26 protein-coding genes, 1 pseudogene and 1 riboswitch are annotated in these 24126 nt (G+C 53.8%); of the genes and pseudogenes, 24 read left to right on the top strand and 3 right to left on the bottom strand.

Annotation, left to right across the window (positions count from 1 at the left end):
• Nucleotides 1–144: 144 nt before the first annotated feature.
• From M0651_RS13620 to glyA, 8 genes are all read left to right on the top strand, one after another.
• Nucleotides 145–1362, top strand: coding sequence for an FtsW/RodA/SpoVE family cell cycle protein (locus M0651_RS13620; protein ID WP_248552293.1), 1218 nt, complete (start codon nt 145–147; stop codon nt 1360–1362).
• A gap of 330 nt (nt 1363–1692) precedes the next feature.
• Nucleotides 1693–2379 carry a stage II sporulation protein R gene (spoIIR, locus tag M0651_RS13625; RefSeq protein ID WP_248552294.1) on the top strand — a complete coding sequence of 229 codons (687 nt, stop codon included), beginning with the start codon at nt 1693–1695 and terminating at the stop codon, nt 2377–2379.
• A 138-nt stretch (nt 2380–2517) separates the two neighbouring features.
• Nucleotides 2518–3756, top strand: coding sequence for an L-threonylcarbamoyladenylate synthase (locus M0651_RS13630; protein WP_248552295.1), 1239 nt, complete (start codon nt 2518–2520; stop codon nt 3754–3756).
• Nucleotides 3757–3775: 19 nt separating this feature from the next.
• Nucleotides 3776–4648, top strand: coding sequence for a DUF72 domain-containing protein (locus M0651_RS13635; protein WP_248552296.1), 873 nt, complete (start codon nt 3776–3778; stop codon nt 4646–4648).
• A gap of 449 nt (nt 4649–5097) precedes the next feature.
• Complete coding sequence (locus M0651_RS13640; RefSeq protein WP_248552321.1) at nt 5098–5658, top strand: manganese efflux pump MntP; 561 nt, start codon at nt 5098–5100, stop codon at nt 5656–5658.
• Between the two features lie 74 nt (nt 5659–5732).
• Complete coding sequence (locus M0651_RS13645) at nt 5733–6317, top strand: low molecular weight protein arginine phosphatase (RefSeq protein ID WP_248552297.1); 585 nt, start codon at nt 5733–5735, stop codon at nt 6315–6317.
• Between the two features lie 50 nt (nt 6318–6367).
• A riboswitch (ZMP/ZTP riboswitch) is annotated at nt 6368–6450 on the top strand.
• Between the two features lie 153 nt (nt 6451–6603).
• Nucleotides 6604–7188: a TIGR01440 family protein gene (locus M0651_RS13650; protein ID WP_248552298.1), complete on the top strand. Its 585-nt coding sequence runs from the start codon at nt 6604–6606 to the stop codon at nt 7186–7188.
• A gap of 34 nt (nt 7189–7222) precedes the next feature.
• Nucleotides 7223–8470, top strand: a complete 1248-nt coding sequence (glyA, locus tag M0651_RS13655; protein ID WP_248552299.1) for a serine hydroxymethyltransferase — start codon at nt 7223–7225, stop codon at nt 8468–8470.
• A gap of 59 nt (nt 8471–8529) precedes the next feature.
• On the opposite strand, the gene M0651_RS13660 is transcribed toward glyA, so the two are convergent.
• From M0651_RS13660 to M0651_RS13670, 3 genes are all read right to left on the bottom strand, one after another.
• Complete coding sequence (locus M0651_RS13660; RefSeq protein WP_248552300.1) at nt 8530–9270, bottom strand: class I SAM-dependent methyltransferase; 741 nt, start codon at nt 9268–9270, stop codon at nt 8530–8532.
• Nucleotides 9267–10190: an NAD(P)/FAD-dependent oxidoreductase gene (locus M0651_RS13665; RefSeq protein ID WP_248552301.1), complete on the bottom strand. Its 924-nt coding sequence runs from the start codon at nt 10188–10190 to the stop codon at nt 9267–9269. Before M0651_RS13665 ends, M0651_RS13660 begins: the two co-directional genes overlap by 4 nt.
• Before the next feature lie 61 nt (nt 10191–10251).
• On the bottom strand, nt 10252–10743 hold the full coding sequence (locus M0651_RS13670) for an RrF2 family transcriptional regulator (RefSeq protein ID WP_248552302.1): 492 nt from the start codon (nt 10741–10743) through the stop codon (nt 10252–10254).
• A 277-nt stretch (nt 10744–11020) separates the two neighbouring features.
• Between M0651_RS13670 and upp the strand changes: the two genes are divergently transcribed.
• The 16 genes and pseudogenes from upp to M0651_RS13750 all read left to right on the top strand — a co-directional run.
• On the top strand, nt 11021–11650 hold the full coding sequence (gene upp, locus M0651_RS13675; RefSeq protein WP_248552303.1) for a uracil phosphoribosyltransferase: 630 nt from the start codon (nt 11021–11023) through the stop codon (nt 11648–11650).
• 494 nt (nt 11651–12144) lie between these two features.
• On the top strand, nt 12145–13299 hold the full coding sequence (wecB, locus tag M0651_RS13680) for a non-hydrolyzing UDP-N-acetylglucosamine 2-epimerase (protein ID WP_308195510.1): 1155 nt from the start codon (nt 12145–12147) through the stop codon (nt 13297–13299).
• A 181-nt stretch (nt 13300–13480) separates the two neighbouring features.
• On the top strand, nt 13481–13726 hold the full coding sequence (locus M0651_RS13685; RefSeq protein ID WP_248552323.1) for an AtpZ/AtpI family protein: 246 nt from the start codon (nt 13481–13483) through the stop codon (nt 13724–13726).
• Nucleotides 13719–14099, top strand: coding sequence for an ATP synthase subunit I (locus M0651_RS13690; RefSeq protein WP_248552304.1), 381 nt, complete (start codon nt 13719–13721; stop codon nt 14097–14099). Before M0651_RS13685 ends, M0651_RS13690 begins: the two co-directional genes overlap by 8 nt.
• A 31-nt stretch (nt 14100–14130) precedes the next feature.
• On the top strand, nt 14131–14952 hold the full coding sequence (gene atpB / locus M0651_RS13695; protein ID WP_248552305.1) for a F0F1 ATP synthase subunit A: 822 nt from the start codon (nt 14131–14133) through the stop codon (nt 14950–14952).
• 126 nt (nt 14953–15078) lie between these two features.
• Nucleotides 15079–15303 carry a F0F1 ATP synthase subunit C gene (gene atpE / locus M0651_RS13700; protein ID WP_009223739.1) on the top strand — a complete coding sequence of 75 codons (225 nt, stop codon included), beginning with the start codon at nt 15079–15081 and terminating at the stop codon, nt 15301–15303.
• Between the two features lie 113 nt (nt 15304–15416).
• Complete coding sequence (atpF, locus tag M0651_RS13705) at nt 15417–15905, top strand: F0F1 ATP synthase subunit B (protein WP_248552306.1); 489 nt, start codon at nt 15417–15419, stop codon at nt 15903–15905.
• Nucleotides 15902–16450, top strand: a complete 549-nt coding sequence (locus tag M0651_RS13710; protein ID WP_248552307.1) for a F0F1 ATP synthase subunit delta — start codon at nt 15902–15904, stop codon at nt 16448–16450. Before atpF ends, M0651_RS13710 begins: the two co-directional genes overlap by 4 nt.
• Nucleotides 16451–16465: 15 nt before the next feature.
• Nucleotides 16466–17980: a F0F1 ATP synthase subunit alpha gene (gene atpA / locus M0651_RS13715; RefSeq protein WP_248552308.1), complete on the top strand. Its 1515-nt coding sequence runs from the start codon at nt 16466–16468 to the stop codon at nt 17978–17980.
• 336 nt (nt 17981–18316) lie between these two features.
• Nucleotides 18317–19180, top strand: coding sequence for an ATP synthase F1 subunit gamma (gene atpG / locus M0651_RS13720; protein WP_248552309.1), 864 nt, complete (start codon nt 18317–18319; stop codon nt 19178–19180).
• Between the two features lie 34 nt (nt 19181–19214).
• On the top strand, nt 19215–20606 hold the full coding sequence (atpD, locus tag M0651_RS13725; protein WP_248552310.1) for a F0F1 ATP synthase subunit beta: 1392 nt from the start codon (nt 19215–19217) through the stop codon (nt 20604–20606).
• Nucleotides 20607–20665: 59 nt separating this feature from the next.
• Nucleotides 20666–21085, top strand: coding sequence for a F0F1 ATP synthase subunit epsilon (locus tag M0651_RS13730; RefSeq protein ID WP_248552311.1), 420 nt, complete (start codon nt 20666–20668; stop codon nt 21083–21085).
• Nucleotides 21086–21363: 278 nt separating this feature from the next.
• The gene (locus tag M0651_RS13735) at nt 21364–21615 is read left to right on the top strand and encodes a DUF1146 family protein (RefSeq protein WP_248552312.1); all 252 of its coding nucleotides are present in this window, start codon (nt 21364–21366) and stop codon (nt 21613–21615) included.
• Nucleotides 21616–21859: 244 nt separating this feature from the next.
• Complete coding sequence (gene murA, locus M0651_RS13740; protein ID WP_248552313.1) at nt 21860–23203, top strand: UDP-N-acetylglucosamine 1-carboxyvinyltransferase; 1344 nt, start codon at nt 21860–21862, stop codon at nt 23201–23203.
• Nucleotides 23204–23334: 131 nt separating this feature from the next.
• A pseudogene (locus tag M0651_RS13745) lies at nt 23335–23508 on the top strand (winged helix-turn-helix transcriptional regulator); the annotation flags it as partial.
• Nucleotides 23509–23780: 272 nt separating this feature from the next.
• The coding region (locus M0651_RS13750; RefSeq protein ID WP_248552314.1) for a hypothetical protein at nt 23781–24126 on the top strand (346 nt) is incomplete at its 3' end.

Genomic DNA, 24126 nt, shown 5'->3' on the forward strand with positions numbered 1-24126 from the left:
CGTCTCCGGGTAAAAATAACCCCCGAAGGGGAAACCTTTTGCTTGTTTCACCCGTTATTTGGGTCGAAGGGCTCATTTGTAGTTAAGCGGGGTTTCTTTTAAAGTAAAGATACGGGGTTTCTAGATAAAGAAAAGAGGATGTTCATGCTGAGCAAACTGAAAAAAATCGATTACTCCATTGTCTTGATCTTGCTGCTGCTCATGGTCATCAGTATCGCGGTGCTGTACAGCGCCACGTCGCATACCCAATATCATGGCTACCACCTTCGCATGCTGGCGTATTATGCGCTGGGGTTTGTCGTATTTTTTGGAGTCTCCATTCTCGACTATCGGCTGCTCGTCAAATACGCGCCTTATTTTTACTTGTTCGGTTTCGGGCTGCTGATCGTCGTCATGTTTATCGGCAATACGTATTACAATGCCAAGGGATGGTTGACGATTCCTGTCATTAATCAAAGCTTTCAACCGGCGGAATTCTTCAAGCTGTTGCTGGTTATCTTCCTCGGGTTTATGCTGCTTCGCAAACGCAAACCTCGGCTATCGTTCTGGCGTGATGTCGTGCCGATCTGTCTGCTGACCTTCGTTCCGTTTGTCGCCGTGATGGCGCAAAACGATTTGGGAAATGCGCTGAGTTATGTCATTATTTTGGCAGGCATGTTGTGGATCGGGAACATTAAATACTGGCATGCCCTGATCGCTCTCGTCATCTTCGCAGGTTCGATGTTTGGCGGAATTACCGCCTACAAGACCTATCACGACCAAGTGTACAACTTCTTCGTGGAGATCGGCCGGGAGCATTGGATCAGCCGAATCGATCCCTGGTTGATCCCCGAGAAAGCGTCGGAGGACGCTTCTTATCATACCCGGAACGCCAAGCTGGCGATCGCTTCCGGGGGGATGACCGGGGAAGGGTACATGAAAGGGGAGACCGTCCAGTCGGAACGCGTGCCGCTCACGTATTCGGACTCGATCTTCGTGGTGATTGCCGAGGAGTTTGGATTTATTGGAAGCTCCGCGCTGCTGCTCTTGTACTTTGTGCTGATCCACAGGCTTATCCTGATCTCCCTCGAGAGCCGCGAGACGAGCGGACCGTTCCTAATCGTGGGGATTGTCGCGATGCTGCTGTATCAGATCTTCGAAAATATCGGCATGTTCATCGGCTTAATGCCGTTGACGGGAATCACGTTGCCCTTCATCAGCTACGGCGGGACCTCGCTGCTGATTAATATGGCGAGCATCGGCGTAGCGATGAGCATCCGGATTTACGGCCAAGAGAAGGAAGAGGACAGCCCGGTGCCGTCATCATCAACTTCGCGTTACGCCCTGCTGAGAACGAAACGCCGGCCGGAGAAGCAGGGGTGAGCGGAGGACGTGTGAGGTCATTTTGAGTTCTTCGAATAGAGTTACTTGATCATCTTATTATTACGCGGTGTCGGGATACCGCCGAAATAAGGTGATTTTTTATGCTTATTTCCGGATACGGTGGCTCTAATAGCGGATTTGGAGGGGATAAGGTGAAAGTTTCATCTTATTTGGCTCGAAAAGGAGAGATCAGCGGAAATAGGGTGATTTCTTCACTCTATTTTTCGCAGGCAAAAAATTACTAGATTCCGAGGTTTAGAAGTCTCTTAACCGGACATAATGATAGACATCAGCTGCTGAAATACCGGTTTTGGTTAGGAGCAAGGAATCATGAGCCAACGTACACCTTCCCGTAAGAAACTCGCCCTTTTCTTCTTTTCTATTGTGATGTTATTGATGTCCTGGGAGGGACAAATGGTTGATACTGCCGCTGCGGCAGGCACGCAGGGGGTTATTCCGCAGGAATCCATTCGGCTGCGTATTCTGGCGAATTCGGATGGAACCGGCGATCAGCTCGTCAAACGCCGCGTTCGCGACGCTGTGGTTGAGCAAATGAATGCCTGGGTGGCCGAGCTGGAAAATCCGCAAAGCCTGGATGAGGCTCATCGGGTGATCCGCGATCATCTGCCTGCTATCGAGGAACAAGTTGGTCAAACGCTCAAGCAATATGGGAAAAGCTACGACTTTCAAGTCGAGCTCGGAACGGTCCCTTTTCCGACGAAAATGTACGGCGGGGCCATTTATCCGGCCGGCGATTATGAAGCGCTGCGCGTGACGCTTGGCGAAGGGAAAGGGAAGAACTGGTGGTGCGTGTTGTTTCCGCCGCTGTGTTTCGTCGACGCCGGGAGCGGAGATGCGCTGGCTAAGGATACCGGCACGGCAACGGTAACAAAAGCTTCGGCTGACGGAGTTTCAGGGGATGCGGTTCAGGTTGAGCCGGAACAAACAGAGGTACGGTTCTTTCTGTGGGACATGCTGGTGAAATTTTGGAACTGGATTACAAGTTTATTTGCTTAATGGTTCATAGGAAGAAACACCGTTCGGAGGAATCCGGGCGGTTTTTTTGCGGGCTTCTTTGGGACGGGCTATGCGCATGGACGGGTTCGGGTATAATAGTAGAATAGATCGATAACGAACAGTTTGGGATGAGCGAGAATGAATGGAAATCAATCTATTGAAAATAAAGCCCTTAGAGCAGGAAATCTTCCTGCTCTGGGAGAGGTGGCACCAAAGTCGACTCAATGGTGGAGAGTAGAGCCGGGAACGGGGTTCGCGACCCCTGGGGGACAAGTTGCCGATGCTGGTATATTGGAGGCTCCAACTGCGGGGGAGGAGACGGCGGCCCTGAGAGAAGCCGCCGAGGTGTTAGCCTCCGGCGGGACGGTGGCGTTCCCGACGGAGACGGTGTACGGGCTTGGAGCGGATGCGCGGAATCCAGCGGCGGTGGAGGCGATTTTTGCCGCCAAGGGCCGTCCCTCCGATAATCCGCTGATCGTGCACATCGCCGACGTGAGCCAGCTGGACGGACTCGTCACGGAAGTGAACGAGACGGCCCGGCGGCTCATGGAGGCGTTCTGGCCCGGGCCGCTGACGCTGGTGCTGCCCGTGGCCGAAGGCGCCGTCTCGCCGCGCGTGACGGCGGGGTTGTCCACCGTGGGCGTGCGCATGCCCGCCCACGACGTGGCGCTGCGGCTGATCGCCGCAGCGGGGTGCCCGGTGGCGGCGCCCAGCGCCAACCGGTCGGGGCGACCGAGCCCCACGTTGGCGAGCCACGTGGGCGAGGACCTGTCCGGCCGCATTGACGGCATCGTCGACGGCGGGCCCACCGGGGTGGGCCTGGAGTCGACGGTCGTGGAAGCCGGCCGGGACGGGGTTGTCACCGTGCTCCGCCCCGGCGGGATCACGGCAGAGCAGCTCGCCCGCGTCGCCGGCGCGGGCGTGCGGCTGGACGCCGCCCTGCAGCCGGAGGCGGAGGCGGGCGGCGGAGCGGCCCCGGGCCCGGCGGCTGCGCCGCGCGCGCCGGGCATGAAGTACACGCACTATGCGCCGCAGGGCGTGCTGCGCATCGTGCGCGGGTCCGCCGCCAGGGTGGCGGACCGCATCCAGGCCGAACTTGCGGCGGCCGCGGCGCGCGGGGAGAAGACGGGCGTGCTCGCCTTCGACGAGCGCCTCCCGTCCTACCGCGCCGACTGCGCGCTTTCGCTCGGCCGCGAGGCCGAGCTGGAGACGGCGGCGCACCGTCTCTACGCGGCGCTCCGCCGCTTCGACGAATGCGGCGTCACTTACATCCTCGCCGAGGCCTGCCCCGAGGAGGGGCTGGGCTCGGCGGTGATGAACCGGCTGCTGAAAGCCGCCGGTCACCGGGTGATCGAGGCCGGCGGCGATTTGGAATAGCGCAGGGGGTGAGACGGACATGATCCGTATCGGCCTGGCCGGCTGGGGGGATCATGACGATTTATACCCTGCCCGGACGCCGGCCAAAGACAAGCTCGCTTGGTATGCGAAGTATTTTAATATGGTGGAAGTCGACAGCTCTTTTTACGCCGTGTTGGGGGATGAGGTGTACCGCCGCTGGCTGGCGGAGACGCCGCCCGATTTCACGTTTGTGATCAAAGCCTATCAAGGGATGACCGGCCATAGCCGGGGTAAATCCCTGTTTGGCGGGCCGGGCGACATGTTCCAGGCTTATCTGGATTCGATCCAACCGGTCGTGGAGGCCGGCCGGCTTAAGGCCGTGATGTTCCAATTCCCGCCCTGGTTCGACTGCACACCGGAGCATGTCCGTCAGCTGCGAGCGATCCGCAAATGGATGGGGGATTTGCCCTTGGCGCTGGAGTTTCGACATCAGAGCTGGTTTGCTGCAGACAATCAGGAGCGTACGCTGGATTTCATGCGCCAAGAGCGCTGGATTCATATCGTCTGCGATGAACCTCAGGCGGGGCAAGGCTCGGTCCCTACGGTGCTGGAGCCGACGGATGCCGAGCTGACGATCGTTCGGATGCACGGCCGAAATGCCGCTGGCTGGAGTCAAGCGGGCTCATCCAATTGGCGGGAGATCCGCACGTTGTACCGCTATTCGCAGGAGGAGCTTGCGGAGTGGACCGAGATGCTGAACCAGGTACTCGACAAAGGAACGAATGAGATCTGCATGATCTTTAACAATAATTCCGGCGGAGATGCCGCAGTGAACGCCCTGGAGATGATGGGCCTGCTGGGTCAATCCCCTCGCGCGCTTCCGCCGCGCCAGATGGATTTGTTTGGCGGCTGGGAGGACGGGTGGAGTTAACGACTAAACTTAATCTGCTGAATCGTTGGACAGCTGAATCGTAGTCTAGTATATTCGCTTGAGGCTCGTTCGGCGTTGGATTGTAGTGGATAGCGGTATAAAGGGGCGTTATGTTTAGGGGGCGCCCCTCGTTTGGGACAATAGCGGTATTTGATGTCGTTATTTCTACGGATATTGGGGTACCAGCCTCCTACGGAGAGGAATAGCGCCACGAATTTCCGTTATTTCTGCGGAAACCTCGGATTTTGAGAAAATAACGCCATTTTTTACCGTTATTTCACAGACAGGCGGGGCGAGCGGGGATTGTAATGCCAAGGGGGTGCCTAACTCCAGTGAGGTCGCTAACCGTCTTCCACCATAATCTGCCAATCCTGCTCCTCCGCCAAGTCATGAACCGGAACCTGTCCGCATATGGTTGTACAAAAGACTGGACAAAAGGGGATTCGGTTATGACGGTGGCTTATGAGCGGCTGGGAGAGCTGTTGACGATCCTGCTGATGGCGGCTGCGCTGGGGATGGACGCGTTATCGCTGGGCGTCGGCATCGGCATGAAGGGAGTCCGGCGCAAGGACGCGCTCCGCATCGGAACGATGGTCGCTCTCTTTCACGTGCTGATGCCTCTGCTTGGGATAGCGGCGGGACAATATGTCGGCGCGCTGTTGGGAAGCCTAGCGCGGTATGCCGCAGGGGGGCTGCTGTTCCTGCTCGGGGCCCATATGATCCTCAGTTCGATCAAAGGCAGCGGGATGCAGTCGATCAACCACCGGACCTGGTTTGGGGTGCTGTTATTTTCGCTTAGCGTCAGCATCGACTCTTTTTCCGTGGGCGTGTCGCTGGGGATGTTTCATGGAGATTGGCTGCTGACGGTGCTGGCCTTCGGATTTTTTGGCGGCGTCATGTCTTTGGTAGGGCTTGCGATGGGACGAGGCATGGGACGTTCGCTGGGCGATTACGGCGAGGCGGCAGGCGGTGCGATTTTGCTAGCTTTTGGGTTACTGTTCATCTTTTGAAACTACGGTCATTCGTGTTAAAATAAAGGTCCAAACGCGGGAATACCTCCCGCTTAACCAGGAGGTGAAAGGGCATGCGCATCTTATTTGTTTGTACCGGGAATACCTGCCGCAGCCCGATGGCCGAAGGCATGCTGCGTAAGCTGGCACGAGACCGGGGGCTGGATGTGCAGGTTCGTTCGGCCGGCGTGGCCGCCATGAAAGGCAACACCATTTCCCACCATGCGGGAGCGGTTCTGCGGGACCGAGGGATCACGGATGCCTTTGAATCCACCCCTTTATATGCCGAATTGGCGGATTGGGCCGATCTGATCCTGACGTTGACACAAGGGCATAAGCGACAGGTTGTTCATTCATTTCCGGAGACAGCCGATAAAATATTCACGTTAAAAGAGTACGTCGAGGACGACGCCTCCATTCTAGCCAACCTGGAGGAGTTCCGGCGCCTGGCGGCGGACCGGGAGTTAGCCCGGGCGCTCGGCTGCGAGTGGACTGCGGCGCAGCAACGGCGACTCGATGAGCTGCAGCAACGGTTGCCAGCCTACGACATTTCTGATCCATTTGGCGGTTCGCGGGTGGATTATGACCGGGCGGCGGCCGAGATTGCGGCGGCGCTGGAGAAGCTGATCGTCAAGCTGGAGCGCAGCGAGGGACATTAAACCTGTTGCATTTGCTTCGTTGATGCTTTATTCTAAGAGCAGATAATTTCTAGTTCCGATGTAACTGGCGACAAGAGTGGATCAAACCACGATGGAGCATCGGAGAATACGGCCGGTCGCCTGGGCAAAGAGCACGACGCGCGTAAGCTGCGTTATGCTCTTTTTTTGTTGGGTGGTCATGTGTTGAGGGGAAACGTCCTCCGTTTGCGGCATGCCTTTCTCTGTTATAATAAGGACAGACTATGTTTACATGTTCTTGGTTGGTGGAGAAAGGAGCGGGCATCAGATGGAGCGTGAAGAGCTCGGAACGATTCGGACACAGGTGGCAGCGATCGCGGAGGAAGTCGCCGCCGTTGCTAACCTGGGTCCGGGGAAGCTGCTGGTCGTCGGAGCCAGCACCAGCGAAGTGGCGGGCCAACGAATTGGCACGGGCGGAGCTGAAGATATCGCAGCCGAGTTATGGGCCGGGATAGAGCAGGTCCGGGTCAAATATGGCTTTGACGTTGCGTTTCAATGCTGCGAGCATTTGAACCGTGCGCTGGTAGTCGAACGTGCGGTGCTGGAGCGGTTTTCGTTGACGGAGGTAGCTGCGGTGCCTGTACCGAAGGCTGGCGGATCGATGGCCGCGGCGGCTTATCGCCGTTTGTCGGCTCCGTGCCTGGCGGAAATGCTCGAAGCTCATGCCGGGATCGACATCGGAGAGACGCTGATCGGTATGCATTTGCGCCGGGTGGCGGTGCCGTTTCGTCCTTCGCTGCGCAAGGTTGGGCAGGCGCGCGTTACGGCAGCCACCACCCGTCCGAAACTGATTGGCGGGGAACGGGCCGTTTATGTACTTCCGCCGGATTCGGGTTCCACGCTTTGCGATTAAGGTTGGTTATTTATTATAAGGGGGATAATGGAAGATGGAAAATTTGAGAAATCAAGATCCAGCGGTGCTGGAGGCCATGAATTTGGAGCTGAAGCGTCAGCGCAACAATATTGAGCTGATCGCTTCCGAGAACATCGTCAGCGAGGCGGTAATGGAAGCGATGGGTTCCGTACTCACGAACAAATACGCCGAAGGCTATCCGGGCAAACGTTATTACGGCGGTTGTGAACGTGTTGATATCGTGGAGAATATCGCGCGCGACCGGGCCAAAGAATTGTTTGGCGCTGAGCATGCGAACGTGCAGCCGCATTCCGGTGCGCAAGCGAACCTGGCGGTTTACCTTGCTGCGATCAATACCGGCGACACCGTGCTGGGGATGAACCTGGCGCATGGCGGTCACTTGACCCATGGCAGCCCGGTTAACGCTTCCGGTTTGTTCTATAACTTCGTGGCGTACGGCGTACAGGAAGATTCGTTCCTGATCGATTACGATGAAGTGCGCAAAGCGGCGTTTAAGCATCGCCCGCGCCTGATCGTGGCCGGGGCGAGTGCGTATCCGCGGATGATCGATTTCGAAAAGCTGGCTTCCATCGCAAACGACGTGGGCGCTCTCTTCATGGTCGATATGGCGCATATCGCCGGACTCGTAGCTGCAGGACTGCATCCGAACCCGGTGCCTCATGCTCATTTTGTAACGACAACAACGCATAAGACGTTGCGCGGGCCGCGCGGTGGGATGATTCTGTGCAAACAGCCATGGGCGGCTGCGGTTGATAAAGCGGTATTCCCAGGTACGCAAGGCGGGCCTCTGATGCACGTGATCGCTTCCAAAGCGGTTGCATTAGGCGAAGCGCTTCAGCCTTCTTTTAAAACCTATGCGGAAAATGTTGTGAAGAACGCCAAGGTTCTGGCGGAAACGCTGATGGCCGAAGGTCTGAACATCGTCTCCGGCGGTACGGATAACCACCTGATGCTGGTGGATACACGCAACCTGAACATCACGGGCAAAGACGCCGAGCATGTGCTCGATTCGATCGGGATCACCGTGAATAAAAACGCGATTCCATTCGACCCAACTAGTCCTTTCGTCACTAGTGGGATCCGGATCGGTACGCCGGCTGCTACATCTCGTGGCATGGATGAGGAAGCGATGAAGGAGATCGGCCGGATTATCGCAATCGTGCTGAAATCGCCAAAAGACGAAGCGCTGTTGGACAAAACTCGCAAGCAAGTATCCGAGTTAACCGACCGTTACCCGCTGTACCCGAACCTGAAATACTAATACGTTGTCACAACAAAGCCGGGAGCTCATCGCTCTCGGCTTTTGATGGTTACAGGGTTCTATTCCGTATCTTTGATCGCCAGAACGCGAAGTCGGCTGGTATCCAGCATCCACTGTCCTTCCTTATACAAAGCTGGTTTTGCGAGGGATACAATGGCGTCATACAAGGGAGCTCTCTCCGAGGCAGGGATCCCGGTGAAAAAATAATCAGCAAAGCTGTTGAGCCACTTTCTTAAAGCCTCTTCTCCTTTTAACTGCGTGGGAAGGTCGAGGTGCCGGGCGAACGTCACGCGGAATCCGGTTCGTTCCAACAGGCTGGCGTACTCCCCGATACTGGGGTGATACCAAGGATTTCGCCCCTCCCATGGATACCCATTTGTCTCCAGGGACTGCCGGATGGCCCCGGTTAACGCAGCGACATTGCCTTTCCCGGCAAATTCAGCAACAAACCGACCGCCTTTCCGAAGGGCGAGGTGGATCGTTTCCGCGACGGCAGGGGCATCCTGGATCCAATGTAAAGCGGCATGGGAAAAAACGGCGTCATAACGTGTGTCGCTCCGGTAGTGCCGAGCATCTCTTGTTTGAAGGTTCAACTCGGGATACCTTTGCTTCGCCCGATGGATCATATCTTCGGACGCATCGATCCCGGTGGGGATGGCTCCGGTGGCGGCTATAGCTGCCGTGAGGTCTCCATTCCCGCAGCCAAGGTCGAGAATACGTTCGCCCGGCTCAGGCTGCAGCCAGGATAACAACTCGACGCCTGGTCTGACGGCTGCATGTCGATGATCGTCTTGGCTCATTCAATCCCTCTCCCTCTCCATGCCTCCAGATTCAGTTCATTATTCAGCGCCGCGGCGGCCATTGCCCCAGAGGAAGCTGCAGCGATGGCTTGATGGCGCATCGTTACGGCGTCTCCGGCGCTATACACACCCGGCACAGTCGTTCTCCCGAATTCGTCAACGTTAATTGTTCCCGTTTCGGTGACCTGACAGCCCAAGGTTTGGGGAAGGGGAGAGCCGATGATCAGGTCCGGCCTAAAGAAGATCCCTCTGCATGGGATCGCTGTACCATCCTCGAGAATGACTTGCCGCACGATCCCGTCTTCGGATTCAATGGAGCGGATTTTTGCGTCGTAAAAAGGGACACCGTGCCGGCGCAAATCCTCGCGATCCGCTTCCGTCAGCCCATCAGGGCCGTTCGTACATAACGTGAAACGATCCGTCCAGCCGGAGATCAGCGGGATGAAATGCATGGCCTCCGCCCCTCTCGTAATGATGACCAACGGCTCATCGCGTAATTCCCAACCGTCGCAGTAGGGGCAAACAAAGGCGCTTTTCCCATAAACCTCGGGAAGTCCCGGAATGTGCAGCGGCTGATCCTTCATGCCGATGGCGAATAGCAGCTTCTTGCTGTGGAAGGTGAGGCCTTGGGTGGTCGTGATCTGAAAATGACCGTCCGTCCCTGAAACGGACTGAACGGCTTCCTCGACAAATGAGATGCTGGGATAACGGACGATTTGTTCCTTAGCAACCCGCCGCAGCTCTCCTGGCGGGATCCCATCCCGCGTCAGAAATCCATGGGCTTCTCGCGTCACGCGGTTGCGGGGTTTGCCTTCGTCGATGACCACAGCCTTCTTGCGGGCTCTTCCTAACATCAGAGCGGCGTTTAAGCCGGCGGGACCGCCTCCAATGATGACGGCATCAAACATTTCTTCATTCATCTTTTTCGCACCTCCATGGATCTTTAATATCCATAATTAAAATGCAAGAAGTGTCGTTAGCTCACTTCTTGTTCGCAGGGAACTTTCCGGCGGCAACGGCTGCGTCAACCACCGATTGAATGGTATGCTCTTGCAAATATTGATTCAGTTGTCGTTCAGCCCCGTCCATGACCTGCTTTACAAGGCATACGCATCGTTCCGAGTCATGATCGGCTTGATAACGATCGTCGCTTTCTTCTTCGGCCAACAAACGATGTTGATTCGACTCCATATTCGAACATTCGAATAAATGCTGCCGACCTTCGATGACCTGGACAACCTCAAGAAATGTGATCTGATCCGCAGGGCGGGCCAACTCGTAACCGCCGTTCACACCCGGCACCGCGCGAACGATGCCGTCCTGACGCAGTTTGGACATGATTTTGGACAGATAACTCTCCGATACACCAAGCGTCTCAGACAATGGCTTGATACCGACGTTCTGGCGTCGTTCTGCGCTCGCTAGGTGAATGAGGGCGTGCAGTGCATAATCGGTGCTTTTGGAATATTGCATGGCCGGTCCCTCCCTTAGTATTAATTATGGATTAAGTGTATCCATAATAACGAATTCGTATCCCGACTGTCAAGGCATTCCTATAGCATGGGGCTGATGCAAGTGAGTTGCTTCATATATAAACGGTTTCTTTTTGACGGCTTTGCAACATGTTGGAGCGAGGATGAAAATGCCAACTTGGAATGATATAATAGACAAGATTTGTGGAGCGTTCGAAGAATGGGAACGAGATGGCAAGTAAAGACTTAGCAATAAAAGCGGAGGGACGAACAAAAATATGGGAAAATTGGTGGTATGCGATCACCCGTTAATTCAACACAAACTGACTTTTATCCGTGACATGCGGACCAACACGAAGGATTTTCGTGAGCTGGTGGATGAAGTAGCTACTTTGATGGCTTACGAAATTACGCGGGAAATCCCGCTCGAATCGATCAAAGTGCAGACGCCGGTGGCTGAAGCGGAGTCCAAGGTTATTTCCGGACGGATGTTAGGGCTCATTCCGATTCTTCGCGCCGGACTGGGGATGCTGGACGGGGTGTTGAAACTGCTCCCTGCGGCGAAGGTCGGGCATGTCGGGTTGTTCCGCGATCCGGACACCTTGCAACCGGTTGAATACTACATCAAGCTGCCTACGGACGTTCAGGAGCGTGAACTGATCGTGATCGATCCGATGCTGGCTACCGGGGGATCCGCCATTGCGGCAATTACGGCTTTGAAGAACCGCGGCTGCACCCAGATCAAGATGATGAATCTGATCGCTGCGCCGGAAGGGGTCAAGGCAGTGCATGATGTGCACCCTGACGTAGACATTTACGTGGCCGCTTTGGATAGCCACCTCAACGAACATGGCTACATCATTCCAGGCCTAGGCGATGCCGGTGACCGGTTGTACGGCACGAAGTAATTTGTGATCCGAGCTAACGGAACTCAAGGCCCTTATTTCGACCAATTTCCGCGTTTTCAGAAGCTAACGGAACGCAGAGCCCTTATTTGTCTTTAGGCAAGTGTTTTGGGGTGTTTTCAGGCAAATAAGGTCCCCTAGTTCCGTTAGAATCGGAAACTTGGTGTTTTCGGTCAAATAAGGTCATCTGGTTCCGTTAGCCTCGGAGCGACAGTCTGAATTCAAGATTCGACGTCGAAATCGCATCTTTGAACTCGCATCGCGATGGGAGGCCTGGTTTTAAATTACCATTTCAATCAAGATTAAAAGTTGGGTTTTCAGCGTCGAGAAGGTTGGATGAAGCTAGGGAGGGAGTAGCGGAGCGTAGCTGGAGGCTACGTGAGCAACGGAGCGACCGGCTGAATTCAAGATTCGACGTCGAATCAACTTCAGTGAGTATGCATCGCGATGGAAAGCCTAGTTTTATATTACCTCTATTAAGGAAGGAATTGAGTAGGGTGGGTAAGATTAAGGTAATGACCATCTTCGGCGTCAGACCCGAAGCGATTAAGATGGCGCCGTTGATTCTCGAACTGCAAAAGCATCCCGAGCAGATCGAATCGATCGTTTGCGTGACGGCGCAGCATCGGGAAATGCTCGACCAGGTGCTGGATGTCTTCAAGATCGTCCCGGACTTTGATTTGGACGTCATGAAGCCGAATCAAACGCTGAACGAAATTACGATTCGCGTGCTTCAAGGGTTGGAAGGTGTCCTCAAAGAGGCCAAGCCGGATATCGTGCTGGTGCACGGGGATACATTGACCACATTCCTGGCGAGTTATGCCGCCTTCCTGCAGCAAATTAAGGTGGGGCATGTCGAAGCCGGCCTGCGTACTTGGAACAAGCTGTCTCCTTATCCGGAAGAAATGAACCGTCAGTTGACCGGCGTTTTGGCCGATCTGCACTTTGCTCCGACGGATTGGTCGGCTGGTAATTTGCGTAAGGAAAATAAGCCGGAGTCAGCTATATATGTCACAGGCAACACGGTTACGGATGTGTTTCAATATACAGTACAGCCGAATTACACGAACTCTGTGCTGGACTGGGCCGCCGGAAAGCGGCTTATTTTGATGACGGCGCACCGCCGCGAATCGCAAGGCGAACCGCACTTGAACATTTTCCGTGCCGTGAAGCGAATTGCCGATGAGTTCGAGGATGTAGCCATCGTGTATCCGGTTCACCCAAGCCCTGCGGTAAGGGAACCGGCTTACGAAACTTTGGGAAGTCACCCTCGTATTAAACTTATCGATCCTTTGGATGTAGTGGATTTGCATAACTTCTATCCTCATACGCATTTGATACTTACGGATTCGGGCGGTTTGCAGGAAGAAGCGCCTTCTTTTGGCGTTCCGGTGCTTGTGCTTCGCGATACGACGGAACGTCCCGAAGGGATCGAAGCGGGAACGCTGGAATTGGTCGGCACAAATGAGGAGATGGTTTATGAACGGACAAAGGCGCTGCTCAGCGATCAGAGCTTGTATGAAACGATGAGCCGGGCGGCAAATCCGTACGGTGATGGAAAGGCATCGCAAAGAATTGTCAATGCGATATGTCACCATTTCGGATTTTCGGATCAGCGTCCGGAGGAATTTCACAGAAAGTTCACAAACTAACGAAAATTTGTTTTGATCGCGAGCTTAAAAAAGTATACAGTATTACTGTACGCTGTATGCGTTTTATTCAGGATGGCAAGGGCAAATTTAGCATTTCAAGGCTTTAAATCACTAAAAAACCTCAATTGACAAGATCTCTTCACAATTAGTAAAATAAATTGGGATTATTAGGGTGATTGAAATGGAAGACCCGACAAAACCTGGTAAAAACAACAACAGCGTTGGAAAGGCTGTCGCTGTGGTAACCGCTTTAGGAATGAACTTTGCCGTATGCGCTGTAGGAGGTTACTTCCTTGGCGCCTGGATGGATAAGCTGTGGTTCAAGAACGGCCTGGGCATTGGTTTGGGCGTTTTGATCGGCATTGCAGCGGGCATCCTCGGCATCGTCGCTCTGATTAAGTCGGTTGTGGGGGGAAATGATGGATGAGCTGTCGAAATACAGCCGTGCTTTGACAGCCGGAACCCTTGGTTTCCTGGCCCTGTGTTTTCTCGGAGGCGCTTTATTGCCGGAGTATCAAAGCATTATGCTTGGCATAGCGCTCGGTTCGGCGGTAAGCTGGATCAATGCGGTTTACCTTAGCCGTAAAGTCCGGCAGGTGCTGGATGCCGCGGTAAACGGCGGCTCAAAGCGGTTGAACATGGGGTTTCTGACCCGTGCGGCACTGGCGGTTCTGGCGGTATTTGCCGCTATGAAATTTCCGCAGCACCTCAATGTGTATGCGGTTGCCGGCAGTCTGGTTTTTGCGCAATTTTTGCTTCTTTTTATAGGCATTCGTTTTTCTCGTAAGCCTGAGGCTTGAAACATTCAACTTGGAATGGGGGTGAGAAAACATGCATGAAGCTCCGGTCATAGAATTGGGCGGCCTACATATAGACCTGTCCGTTGTTTTGATGCTGGTGGTGACTTGCACGATCGTGTTTGTGATTGCCCGCCTGGCGACGCGGAACTTATCCGTAGAGAATCCCGGGAAATTGCAAAATTTCTTGGAATGGGCGGTGGAATTCGTTCAGAACATGATCTCCAGCACCATGGATTTAAAGAAAGGGAAACCGTTTCTTTCTTTGGCCATGACGATGATTATGTTTATTTTTGTCGCAAATATGCTCGGGCTTCCGTTTGGTGTCGTCACAGAGTATGATAATCCGGCAAAAGCAACCATTTTCGGTCAGGAAATCACCTCGGTGACCAAGGTGCTTGCGGAAGAACACGAGAAGCACCCGGGCGAGGAAGCTCATGCCGAGGTAGCCTGGTGGAAATCCCCAACGGCCGATCTTAGCGTGACGATGGCACTTGCGTTGCTGGTATTCGTAATATCTCACGGTCTTGGGATGATCAAGAATACCAAAAATTATTTCAAGCATTACGTACAGCCGTATCCGTTTTTCCTTCCGATTAACATCATTGAGCAGTTGTCGAAGCTGCTAACGCATGGCGTTCGTCTATATGCGAACATCTTTGCGGGCGAGGTACTGATCTCCACGATCATGACTTTGGCTAAAGCGAGCGTGGTCGGTGCGATCTTCTCCGTTCCGCTGCTGATGGTTTGGGACGGGTTCAGTATTTTCGTCGGTGCGATCCAGGCTTTTGTCTTTGTCATCTTGATGATGGTGTACATCTCGCAGAACCTCGAAAGTCACGAGGAAGAGCATTAATCGGGGAGTTTGGATTCCCACGCTTCAAAGCTAAGCTAAGCTAAGTTTCAAGTTACGGATTGGAGAATGACTTCAACCTGACTGAACTATAAAAATTTGATTTTACATTTAAGGAGGATATACAAAATGGGAGCAATGGCATTATTGGCAGCAGCTATCGTAGCAGGTTTGGGCGCGTTTGGCGCAGCGCTGGGTAACGGTATGGTTATCAGCAAAACAGTTGAGGGGATCGCGCGTCAACCAGAAGCAAAGTCCACTCTGCAAACAACGATGTTTATCGGCGTAGGTTTGATCGAGGTACTTCCGATCATCGGCGTGGTCCTGGCGTTCATGTTCTTTGGTCAGGCTTAATAGAATTTCCAGAAAGAAATGGCGGGGAAGGCCACAGCCGTCCACGCCTTCTTTTTAGCCCGGGCAGGGCGATAAGCGAATGCGGATAGGCTTCGGAAAGGAGTGACTTAAGTTTGGAAATCGTATGGGAAAACACCGTCATCGCGTTGATCGCGATCGGGATTTTATACTTCTTATTGAACAAATACGCTTTCGGTCCGTTGTTGTCCGTGATGGAGAAACGTCGCGAACTCGTGCAGCAACAGCTTAGCGAAGCGTCGCAAACACGCGAGCAGGCAACTGCCTTTGTGGAGGAGCAAAAAGCGGCCCTTCAGCAAGCGCGCAAAGAGGCGTATGACATTATCGAGCAATCCAAGCAAACGAGCAGCAAGCAAGCCGCTCAAATGCTGGATCAAGCCAAGGACGAAGCAACCCGCTTGAAAGAGGAAGCGGTACGCGACATTCAGAACGAGAAGAACCGTGCTGTGGAACAACTTCGCAGCGAAGTCGGCGCCGTGTCGGTGAAGATCGCATCCAAGCTGATCGAGAAAGAGGTCAGCGAAGAAGGCGTTCAAGGCGAACTGGTCGACAAGTACCTTAAAGAGGTCGGTGGCCGCTCATGAGCCGCGAGACCGTAGCTGCAAAACGGTATGCCAAGGCGTTATATGAAATTGCCGCGGCGGAAGGCCGGACGCTAGAGGTCGAAGAAGAATTGAAGGCGCTGGCGGCTGCTTTTCAGGCTGGGGATGACATCGAGCATTTCATCGCCTCGCCGAAAATTACGGAAACCGCCAAATGGGAAGCCATTTCCCGCGCGATTGAAGGCAAGCTGTCCAAACCCGTAGTGTCGACGGTGAAGCTCTTGGTGGAACGCGGAAGAATCGGGCTTTTGCCAGAGTTGGTGGACGCTTATGTGAGCATTTCCGGCGAAGCGCTGGGGCTTGCTAACGCAGTGGTTACGACCACGTACCCGCTGAACGAGGACGAGAAGCAGCAAGTTGCTGCGGAGTTCGGTACCCTTGTGAAGAAGAAGATTCGGATCGAGAATGTGATCGATCCATCGCTGCTCGGCGGGATGAAAGTGCGAATCGGCGATACGTTGTACGATGGAAGCTTGGCCGGGAAACTGGAACGGCTTGAAAAGTCTTTTCGAAGACAAGCACTGTAGATAGGGGTGAAACACTTGAGTATCAGACCTGAAGAGATCAGTACTCTGATTAAAAGTCAGATCGAACAATATAAATCGGAAATCGAAGTGGCCGAAGTTGGCACCGTTATTCAAGTTGGTGACGGTATCGCCCGTGTCCACGGACTAGAGAACGCCATGGCGAACGAGCTGCTCGAGTTTGAGAACGGCGTTTTTGGTCTTGCCCTTAACTTGGAAGAAAGCAATGTCGGTGTCGTTATCCTCGGCCCTTACAGCGAAATCCGTGAAGGCGACCAAGTGAAACGGACCGGCCAAATTATGCAGGTTCCGGTAGGCGAGGCGATGTTAGGTCGCGTCGTGAACCCGCTCGGTCAGCCGATCGACGGCAAAGGACCGATCGAAACAACGGAATTCCGTCCAGTTGAAAATAACGCTCCAGGCGTTATCGACCGGAAATCGGTTCATGAGCCGATGCAAACCGGGATCAAAGCCATTGACTCGATGGTTCCTATCGGCCGCGGACAACGGGAATTGATCATCGGTGACCGTCAAACCGGTAAAACGGCAATCGCCATCGATACGATCATTAACCAAAAAGGCAACGGCGTGAAATGTATTTATGTCGCCATCGGCCAGAAGCAATCCACCGTCGTTAACGTAGTGGAAACCCTTCGTCGCCACGGTGCGCTGGATTACACGATCGTCGTGTCGGCTTCCGCTTCGGAACCGTCGCCACTCCTTTACATCGCTCCTTATGCCGGTGTAGCCATGGCCGAGTACTTCATGTACAAAGGCGAGCATGTCCTGATCATCTATGACGACTTGTCGAAGCAAGCGGCGGCTTACCGCGAATTGTCCTTGCTGCTTCGCCGTCCACCGGGCCGTGAGGCGTTCCCTGGTGACGTCTTCTACTTGCACTCCCGTTTGCTGGAACGTGCAGCTAAACTGAGCGATGAGCTTGGCGGCGGATCGATCACGGCGCTTCCGTTTATCGAAACGCAAGCTTCCGACGTATCGGCTTACATTCCAACCAACGTGATTTCGATTACCGACGGCCAGATCTTCCTGGAGTCCGACCTATTCTACTCCGGTCAACGTCCGGCGGTTAACGTAGGTATCTCCGTATCCCGGGTTGGCGGTTCCGCGCAAATCAAGGCAATGAAGAAGGTTGCCGGTACCCTGCGTCTGGACCTGGCTCAATACCGCGAGCTTCAAGCGTTCTCCCAGTTCGGTTCCGACCTGGACAAATCGACGCAAGCCCGGTTGACCCGTGGTTCGCGGATGATGGAAATCCTGAAGCAAGGCGTAAACCAACCTCTGGCAGTCGAACTGCAAGTTGTCAGCTTGTACACGGCAGTTAAAGGTTACCTGGACGACATTCCTTTGGCCGACGTTCGCCGGTTCGAATCGGAATTCCTGTCCTTCGTCCAAAATCAGCATGGCGACGTCCTGCAATCGATCCGCGATACGAAGGATCTGACTGCAGACAACGAAACGAAGCTGAAAGAAGTCATCGAGCAATTCAAACGCGGTTTCGCGACAACGGCATAAAGATGTCTTGCGGCACAAACCGGCTTTGGCTAAGCGCAAGCCGGTTTACGCCTGTGTGTAAAAAATACTTTGGGGATGCCAAGTTTTACGGTTGAATGAATCCTTAAGCAAAAGGTTGAAATGATTCTGAAGAAGCGAAGCGTTCGCCTTTGTGAGCGGATTTCAACTATTTCTGAATTCGTCAATTCAAGAAATCCGCGAGCAACAGCGATCGTAAGAACATTTCAATATTGCAAGCTTTATAGATTCATGCAATTGAATTTTGGCCACGTCAAAGTTAAGCTAATGCTTACGAAGCTAGTTTTGGCTCTGCCAAAACTTTAAGGTGGTGAAATCATGGCAAAAGGGATGCGCGAAATCAAGCGTCAGATCAAAAGCGTTCAGAACACCCGGCAAATCACCAAAGCGATGGAAATGGTAGCTTCGGCGAAGCTGCGTAAAGCGCAGGAGAGAGCGCAAGCCTCCCGGCCTTACGCGGAGAAGCTGAAAGAAGTCGTTTCCAGCATTGCGGCCGCCTCCCAAGGCGTCAGCCATCCGATGCTCGTAACGCGTCCGGTGAAACGGACCGCTTACATCGTGATTACGTCCGACGGCGGTTTGGTCGGCGGATATAACGCGAATATTTTGCGGAAAGTGACCGATATGGTTCGTACCCGCCACGCTTCATCCTCGGAATACGAACTTTTCGTGATCGGCCGTAAAGGCAGAGATTATTTGAAACGCCGTAACTATCCGGTGTCTCAAGAAGTAACCGAGCTTTCGGATTCGCCGAGATTCGCCGACATCAAGTCTTTGACTTATGCGGCGGTGCAAGGCTTCGAAACCGAGCAATTCGACGAAATCTACGTTTGCTATAACCGGTTCGTTAATGCGATTACCCAACTGCCGACCGTGGAGCGTCTGCTTCCTTTTGACTCTGTTGAGCATGAGGGTCTGGCCAGCAGCTATGAGTATGAACCTTCGCCTGAAGGGGTATTGGAAGTGCTGCTTCCGAAATATGCCGAGACATTGATCTTTGGTGCGCTTCTTGAAGGCAAGGCGAGTGAGCTGGGCGCGAAAATGACCGCCATGGGCAGTGCGACCAAAAACGCGTCGAAGATGATCAATGAACTAACCCTGACGTACAACCGCGCTCGCCAAGCGGCGATTACGCAAGAAATCACGGAGATCGTTGCCGGAGCCAACGCAGCACAAGGCTAATCGATCCGGAAGCAATTTTAGGAGGGAAACGAAGATGAACAAAGGACGCGTTGTCAGCGTAATGGGTCCGGTTGTTGACATCGAATTTCAGCGCGGTCAACTGCCGGAAATCTTCAACGCTATAAAAATTGAGAAGCAGGACGGCCAGTCTGCGCTGGTTCTGGAAGCTTCCAATCATCTGGGCGACAACCTCGTTCGTTGTATCGCTATGGCCTCGACGGACGGCCTGGTGCGCGGTACGGAAGCGATCGACTTGGGAGCGCCGATTTCGGTTCCGGTCGGGGAAGCGACGCTCAGCCGCGTGTTTAACGTATTGGGCGAACCGATCGATAAGAAAGGCGCAGCCGCTACCGAACTGAAATATCCAATCCACCGCGAACCGCCGAAGTTCGATGAACTATCGACGCAAGCGGAAATGCTGGAAACCGGGATCAAGGTTATCGACTTGCTGGCTCCTTATGCGAAGGGCGGTAAAATCGGCCTGTTCGGCGGCGCCGGCGTAGGTAAGACCGTAACGATCCAGGAATTGATCCGTAACATCGCGCACGAACACGGCGGGATTTCCGTATTTGCTGGCGTAGGGGAACGTACCCGTGAAGGGAACGACCTTTACATGGAAATGACGGAATCCGGCGTTATCGAGAAAACTGCGATGGTATTCGGACAAATGAACGAGCCGCCGGGCGCGCGTTTGCGCGTAGCCTTGACGGGCCTCACGATGGCTGAATATTTCCGCGACCAAGAAGGCCGCGACGTATTGCTCTTCATCGACAACATCTTCCGGTTTACGCAAGCGGGTTCCGAGGTTTCGGCCTTGCTCGGACGGATGCCTTCCGCGGTAGGTTACCAACCAACGCTGGCAACCGAAATGGGTCAACTTCAAGAACGGATCACTTCCACCAAGAAAGGTTCCGTTACTTCGATCCAAGCGATTTACGTTCCTGCGGATGACTATACCGACCCGGCTCCGGCTACGACGTTTGCTCACTTGGACGCAACGACGAACCTGGAACGGAAAATTTCCGAAAAAGGGATTTTCCCGGCCGTGGACCCGCTGGCTTCCAGCTCGCGGATTTTGACGCCGGAAATCGTGGGCGAAGAGCACTATGCCGTAGCCCAAGGCGTAAAACAAATTTTGGCTCGTTATAAAGAATTGCAGGATATCATCGCGATCTTGGGTATGGATGAATTGTCCGACGACGATAAAACGTTGGTGGCTCGTGCCCGGAAGATCGAACGTTTCCTGTCGCAGCCATTTAACGTGGCCGAGCAGTTTACGGGGATCGCTGGTAAGTACGTGCCGATCGCGGAAACCGTACGCAGCTTCAAGGAAATTCTGGACGGCAAGCACGACGACCTTCCGGAAGCGGCGTTCCTGTTCGTAGGAACGATCGAAGAAGCCGTCGAAAAGGCGAAAACGCTGTAAATCCAAGCCGAATCCGGATGCTTCAGAAATGAACTGTCCCACGAACAGGAGGGATAAACTTGAGCAGCTTTTTATTGGAAATCGTTACGCCGGAGCATGTGGTGTACTCGAAAGAGGTGGACAGTCTTACGGTCCGCGGACTTGAAGGGGAGCTTGGCATCTTGCGAGGCCATATTCCACTCGTCACACCGTTGCAAGTTGCTCCAGTGGTTGCGAAAACCGGCAAGGAAACGACGACGATCGCAGTACACGGCGGTTTCATCGAAGTGCAAAGCGATAAAGTCATCGTGCTTGCCGAGAGCGCAGAGCTGCCGGAAGAAATCGACCTGGAGCGGGCAATTGCTGCCCGTGAGCGTGCGGAACGCCGTTTGGCGGCTCGCAGCAACCAGGACCGAGTCGATCATCGCCGCGCAGAGTTGGCGCTGCAACGGGCGGTTACGCGGATCAACGTATCCAGCGAAAACCGTAATAAGCAATAGACCTGCGGGATAACGGGCACCTTCTGGGTGCCTGTTTTTTCTTGCAGAATGACGTTTCGCTGATATTTAAATAATAGATGAATTTGGAAGCCTTTGCAGGGCGAAGAAAAGCTGGATTATTGCTGCGATGGCAAGTATGATATATAAGGTCTATATTTTTACAAGTCCATAACCGATATATATTACAAGGTTGTGAATCTTGGATCAATGCGTAACAGATCGGGATTAACCGTTTAGGTACTTGCAGCATAAATATAAATGTGATGGGGGATTTAGTCATGAATCCGGTCGACCAGGTATCGGCTTCGGTCGGCGTGGGCGGCTTGACAGCCATCCTCGTCTCCTTGGCATGCATTGCGCTGTCTTGGTGGGCGCTGCAGAACTTGAAGTTGGATCTATTCATTCGCCACCCGAAGGGACCGCAGGGTAAGCTGCTGCAGTTGCTGCTCGCGGTAGTATTGGGGCGTTTTGTAGCCGCTTTTGTGCTGGAATATTGGGGTTACACCCAAATGTTGAAGTACATGTTTTGATCATTGGAATTTGTCGAATAACATCATTTCATTGTGTCAACAATGGTGAGTAAGGACTACGACTCGAGAGCATGTCCATAAACGGGGCAAGAGGCGATTTCTGCGCCAAAACACGCTTTTTCGACAGGATTAGAGCCTTGTGTGCCTTAAATGACCGGTGGTATGATGAAATTTAGGGAATGAACAGGTTGATCTTTTTCCAAATCGGGAAAAAAGTGAAAATGAACGCGCGGAGGGAACCATGATGAGCAAATTTATCGTCCGCGGTGGCAATGTTTTGGCCGGGAACGTAAAAGTCAGCGGTGCTAAAAATTCAGTGCTACCGATCATTGCAGCGTCTTTATTGGGTGAAGAAGGAGTTAGCATCATTCGCGATGCGCCGCCTTTAGACGATGTGATGACCATTAATAAAGTGTTGGAGTCGCTGGGAGCGGCCGTTACCTATGACCGGGAAGTCATTACGGTCGATGCGCGGCAAATCGCTTCATGCGAAGCGCCTTATGAATGGGTGCGAAAGATGCGGGCGTCTTTTCTTGTCATGGGTCCGTTGTTGACACGGATGGGTTTCACCCGGATTTCCCTGCCGGGCGGCTGCGCGATCGGGACTAGACCGATTGACCAGCATTTGAAGGGCTTCGAAGCGATGGGCGCTGAGATCACCCTCGGCCACGGATTTATCGAAGCGAAAGCGAACGGCCGCCTCCGCGGCGCTAAGATCTATTTGGACGTTGCCAGTGTAGGTGCGACGGAGAATATTATGATGGCAGCAACCTTGGCGGAAGGCACTACTATTATTGAAAATGCAGCCAAGGAACCGGAAATCGTTGATTTGGCTAATTATTTGAACAGCATGGGCGCCGTTGTCCGCGGAGCGGGAACCGGAATGATCCGGATTGAAGGTGTCGAACGGTTGCATGGATGCGAGCATACGGTGATTCCGGATCGGATTGAAGCCGGTACGTTTATGGTTGCCGCGGCGATCACCGGCGGAAACGTTTTTGTTGAAGGAGCCATTGCGGATCACCTGGGTCCGGTCATTTCCAAGCTGGAAGAAATGGGCGTAACGGTGGAAGCGCAAGAGAACGGAGTGCGAGTTATCGCCGATAAGCCGCTGAAAGCCGTTGACGTCAAGACGTTGCCGTATCCGGGCTTCCCAACCGACATGCAGTCCCAGATGATGGCCTTATTGCTGGTATCTGAAGGCGCAAGCGTCATTACCGAAACGGTCTTCGAGAACCGCTTCATGCATGTGGATCAGTTCCGTTTGATGAGTGCCGACATTAAGGTGGAAGGACGCAGCGCGATCGTCTCCGGGGGAAGCAAGCTCAGCGGAGCCAAAGTTTGCGCCACCGACCTTCGTGCCGGAGCTGCACTGATCCTGGCAGGCTTGACGGCGGACGGCACGACAGAAGTCAGCGGTACGCATCACATCGACCGCGGATACGTGGATTTGGCGGAGAAGTTATCCGGCTTAGGCGCTGATATTTGGCGGATCTCGGTGGAGGAGACAGCTCCGGAAACGGAGAAGGTTTCGGCCAGTGTAAAAGAAGAAATTCCGGTATTGAAAATCCAGCCTTCTTGGGCCTAATGGATAAAGGAATAGGAGTACGGAGGAAAACCATGCCGGAGGCGTGGTTTTTTTCATCTATAGAACCTTCTTGTGCATCCACTCAGGGTGCAGGAATGCGTGATCGCAAAAACGGATACGGGGAGTGCCCCGAGGAAGACGGTATCATACATCGCGAGGTGTACCATAAAGTGCCGCCGAAGGTAGAATACTCTTTAACGGAGTTCGGCCAGACCTTGATTCCGATCATCCTGAAGATGAAGGAATGGGGCGAAACCTACAAGCAGACGGCGCCGTTTTTGAATAAAACGGAAGTGCAAGGATAAGTAATAAGCGAAGGACCTGGGAAGCCGGGTCTTTTTTTTGTTGGGGAAGGACGGGCTTGCGGATTTTCAACGGACCTAGTCTGGCTAAATGTTGCATTTTTTACTTCTTACAACAATTTGCCTCCTGGGAGAAAACGGGTTCTAGCATTTCGCCAAAATTCATATCTATAAGTATAGCGGGTAAACGATATAAGGAGGGAAAAGCTAGGTTGCTAGCTCGTAGACGTGATTAGCGTACGGCAGCACGAATAGAGGCGGAGGTAAACGAATCGATGCAGGAACGATCTCAGGTGGTAAAAATAAATGTGGCACCTCGGCGGGAGGAGAAGCACGGTAAGGGAGAAAGCGGAAGCCTCCCGACTTGCGAAAGGGCGATGCAACGTCGATCAGGGCAGAACAAGAAGAAATCGGCTACGACGACAGCTTCCGCAAACGGGGTAGAGGTCCGCAGGAAACTGGAGCAAGTGACGGAGAGAAGTCAGGAGCGTGGCGAGGGAGGAGTCGGGAGGGCCCGGATGGTCCCACCGGGCCCGACTCCGCTGGCGGCACCCGGGACAGTGCCGCCGGAGGGCCGCGTGCGCGTGAGCGTCCGCACGCGGTCAGGCCGCGCCATCTCCC

Source organism: Paenibacillus mellifer, assembly GCF_023195895.1.
Lineage (GTDB): Bacteria > Bacillota > Bacilli > Paenibacillales > Paenibacillaceae > Fontibacillus > Fontibacillus mellifer.

Coding starts and splice junctions, on each gene's coding strand:
- M0651_RS13645 (WP_248552297.1), top strand. CDS start 5,733: ATGCGCATCTTATTTGTTTGTACCGGGAATACCTGCCGCAGCCCGATG.
- glyA (WP_248552299.1), top strand. CDS start 7,223: ATGGAAAATTTGAGAAATCAAGATCCAGCGGTGCTGGAGGCCATGAAT.
- atpG (WP_248552309.1), top strand. CDS start 18,317: ATGGCAAAAGGGATGCGCGAAATCAAGCGTCAGATCAAAAGCGTTCAG.
- M0651_RS13665 (WP_248552301.1), bottom strand. CDS start 10,190: ATGAATGAAGAAATGTTTGATGCCGTCATCATTGGAGGCGGTCCCGCC.
- M0651_RS13630 (WP_248552295.1), top strand. CDS start 2,518: ATGAATGGAAATCAATCTATTGAAAATAAAGCCCTTAGAGCAGGAAAT.
- M0651_RS13640 (WP_248552321.1), top strand. CDS start 5,098: ATGACGGTGGCTTATGAGCGGCTGGGAGAGCTGTTGACGATCCTGCTG.
- spoIIR (WP_248552294.1), top strand. CDS start 1,693: ATGAGCCAACGTACACCTTCCCGTAAGAAACTCGCCCTTTTCTTCTTT.
- M0651_RS13620 (WP_248552293.1), top strand. CDS start 145: ATGCTGAGCAAACTGAAAAAAATCGATTACTCCATTGTCTTGATCTTG.
- M0651_RS13670 (WP_248552302.1), bottom strand. CDS start 10,743: ATGCAATATTCCAAAAGCACCGATTATGCACTGCACGCCCTCATTCAC.
- atpB (WP_248552305.1), top strand. CDS start 14,131: ATGCATGAAGCTCCGGTCATAGAATTGGGCGGCCTACATATAGACCTG.
- M0651_RS13710 (WP_248552307.1), top strand. CDS start 15,902: ATGAGCCGCGAGACCGTAGCTGCAAAACGGTATGCCAAGGCGTTATAT.
- M0651_RS13660 (WP_248552300.1), bottom strand. CDS start 9,270: ATGAGCCAAGACGATCATCGACATGCAGCCGTCAGACCAGGCGTCGAG.
- M0651_RS13650 (WP_248552298.1), top strand. CDS start 6,604: ATGGAGCGTGAAGAGCTCGGAACGATTCGGACACAGGTGGCAGCGATC.
- murA (WP_248552313.1), top strand. CDS start 21,860: ATGAGCAAATTTATCGTCCGCGGTGGCAATGTTTTGGCCGGGAACGTA.
- M0651_RS13690 (WP_248552304.1), top strand. CDS start 13,719: ATGGATGAGCTGTCGAAATACAGCCGTGCTTTGACAGCCGGAACCCTT.
- upp (WP_248552303.1), top strand. CDS start 11,021: ATGGGAAAATTGGTGGTATGCGATCACCCGTTAATTCAACACAAACTG.
- M0651_RS13685 (WP_248552323.1), top strand. CDS start 13,481: ATGGAAGACCCGACAAAACCTGGTAAAAACAACAACAGCGTTGGAAAG.
- atpE (WP_009223739.1), top strand. CDS start 15,079: ATGGGAGCAATGGCATTATTGGCAGCAGCTATCGTAGCAGGTTTGGGC.
- atpD (WP_248552310.1), top strand. CDS start 19,215: ATGAACAAAGGACGCGTTGTCAGCGTAATGGGTCCGGTTGTTGACATC.
- M0651_RS13635 (WP_248552296.1), top strand. CDS start 3,776: ATGATCCGTATCGGCCTGGCCGGCTGGGGGGATCATGACGATTTATAC.
- M0651_RS13735 (WP_248552312.1), top strand. CDS start 21,364: ATGAATCCGGTCGACCAGGTATCGGCTTCGGTCGGCGTGGGCGGCTTG.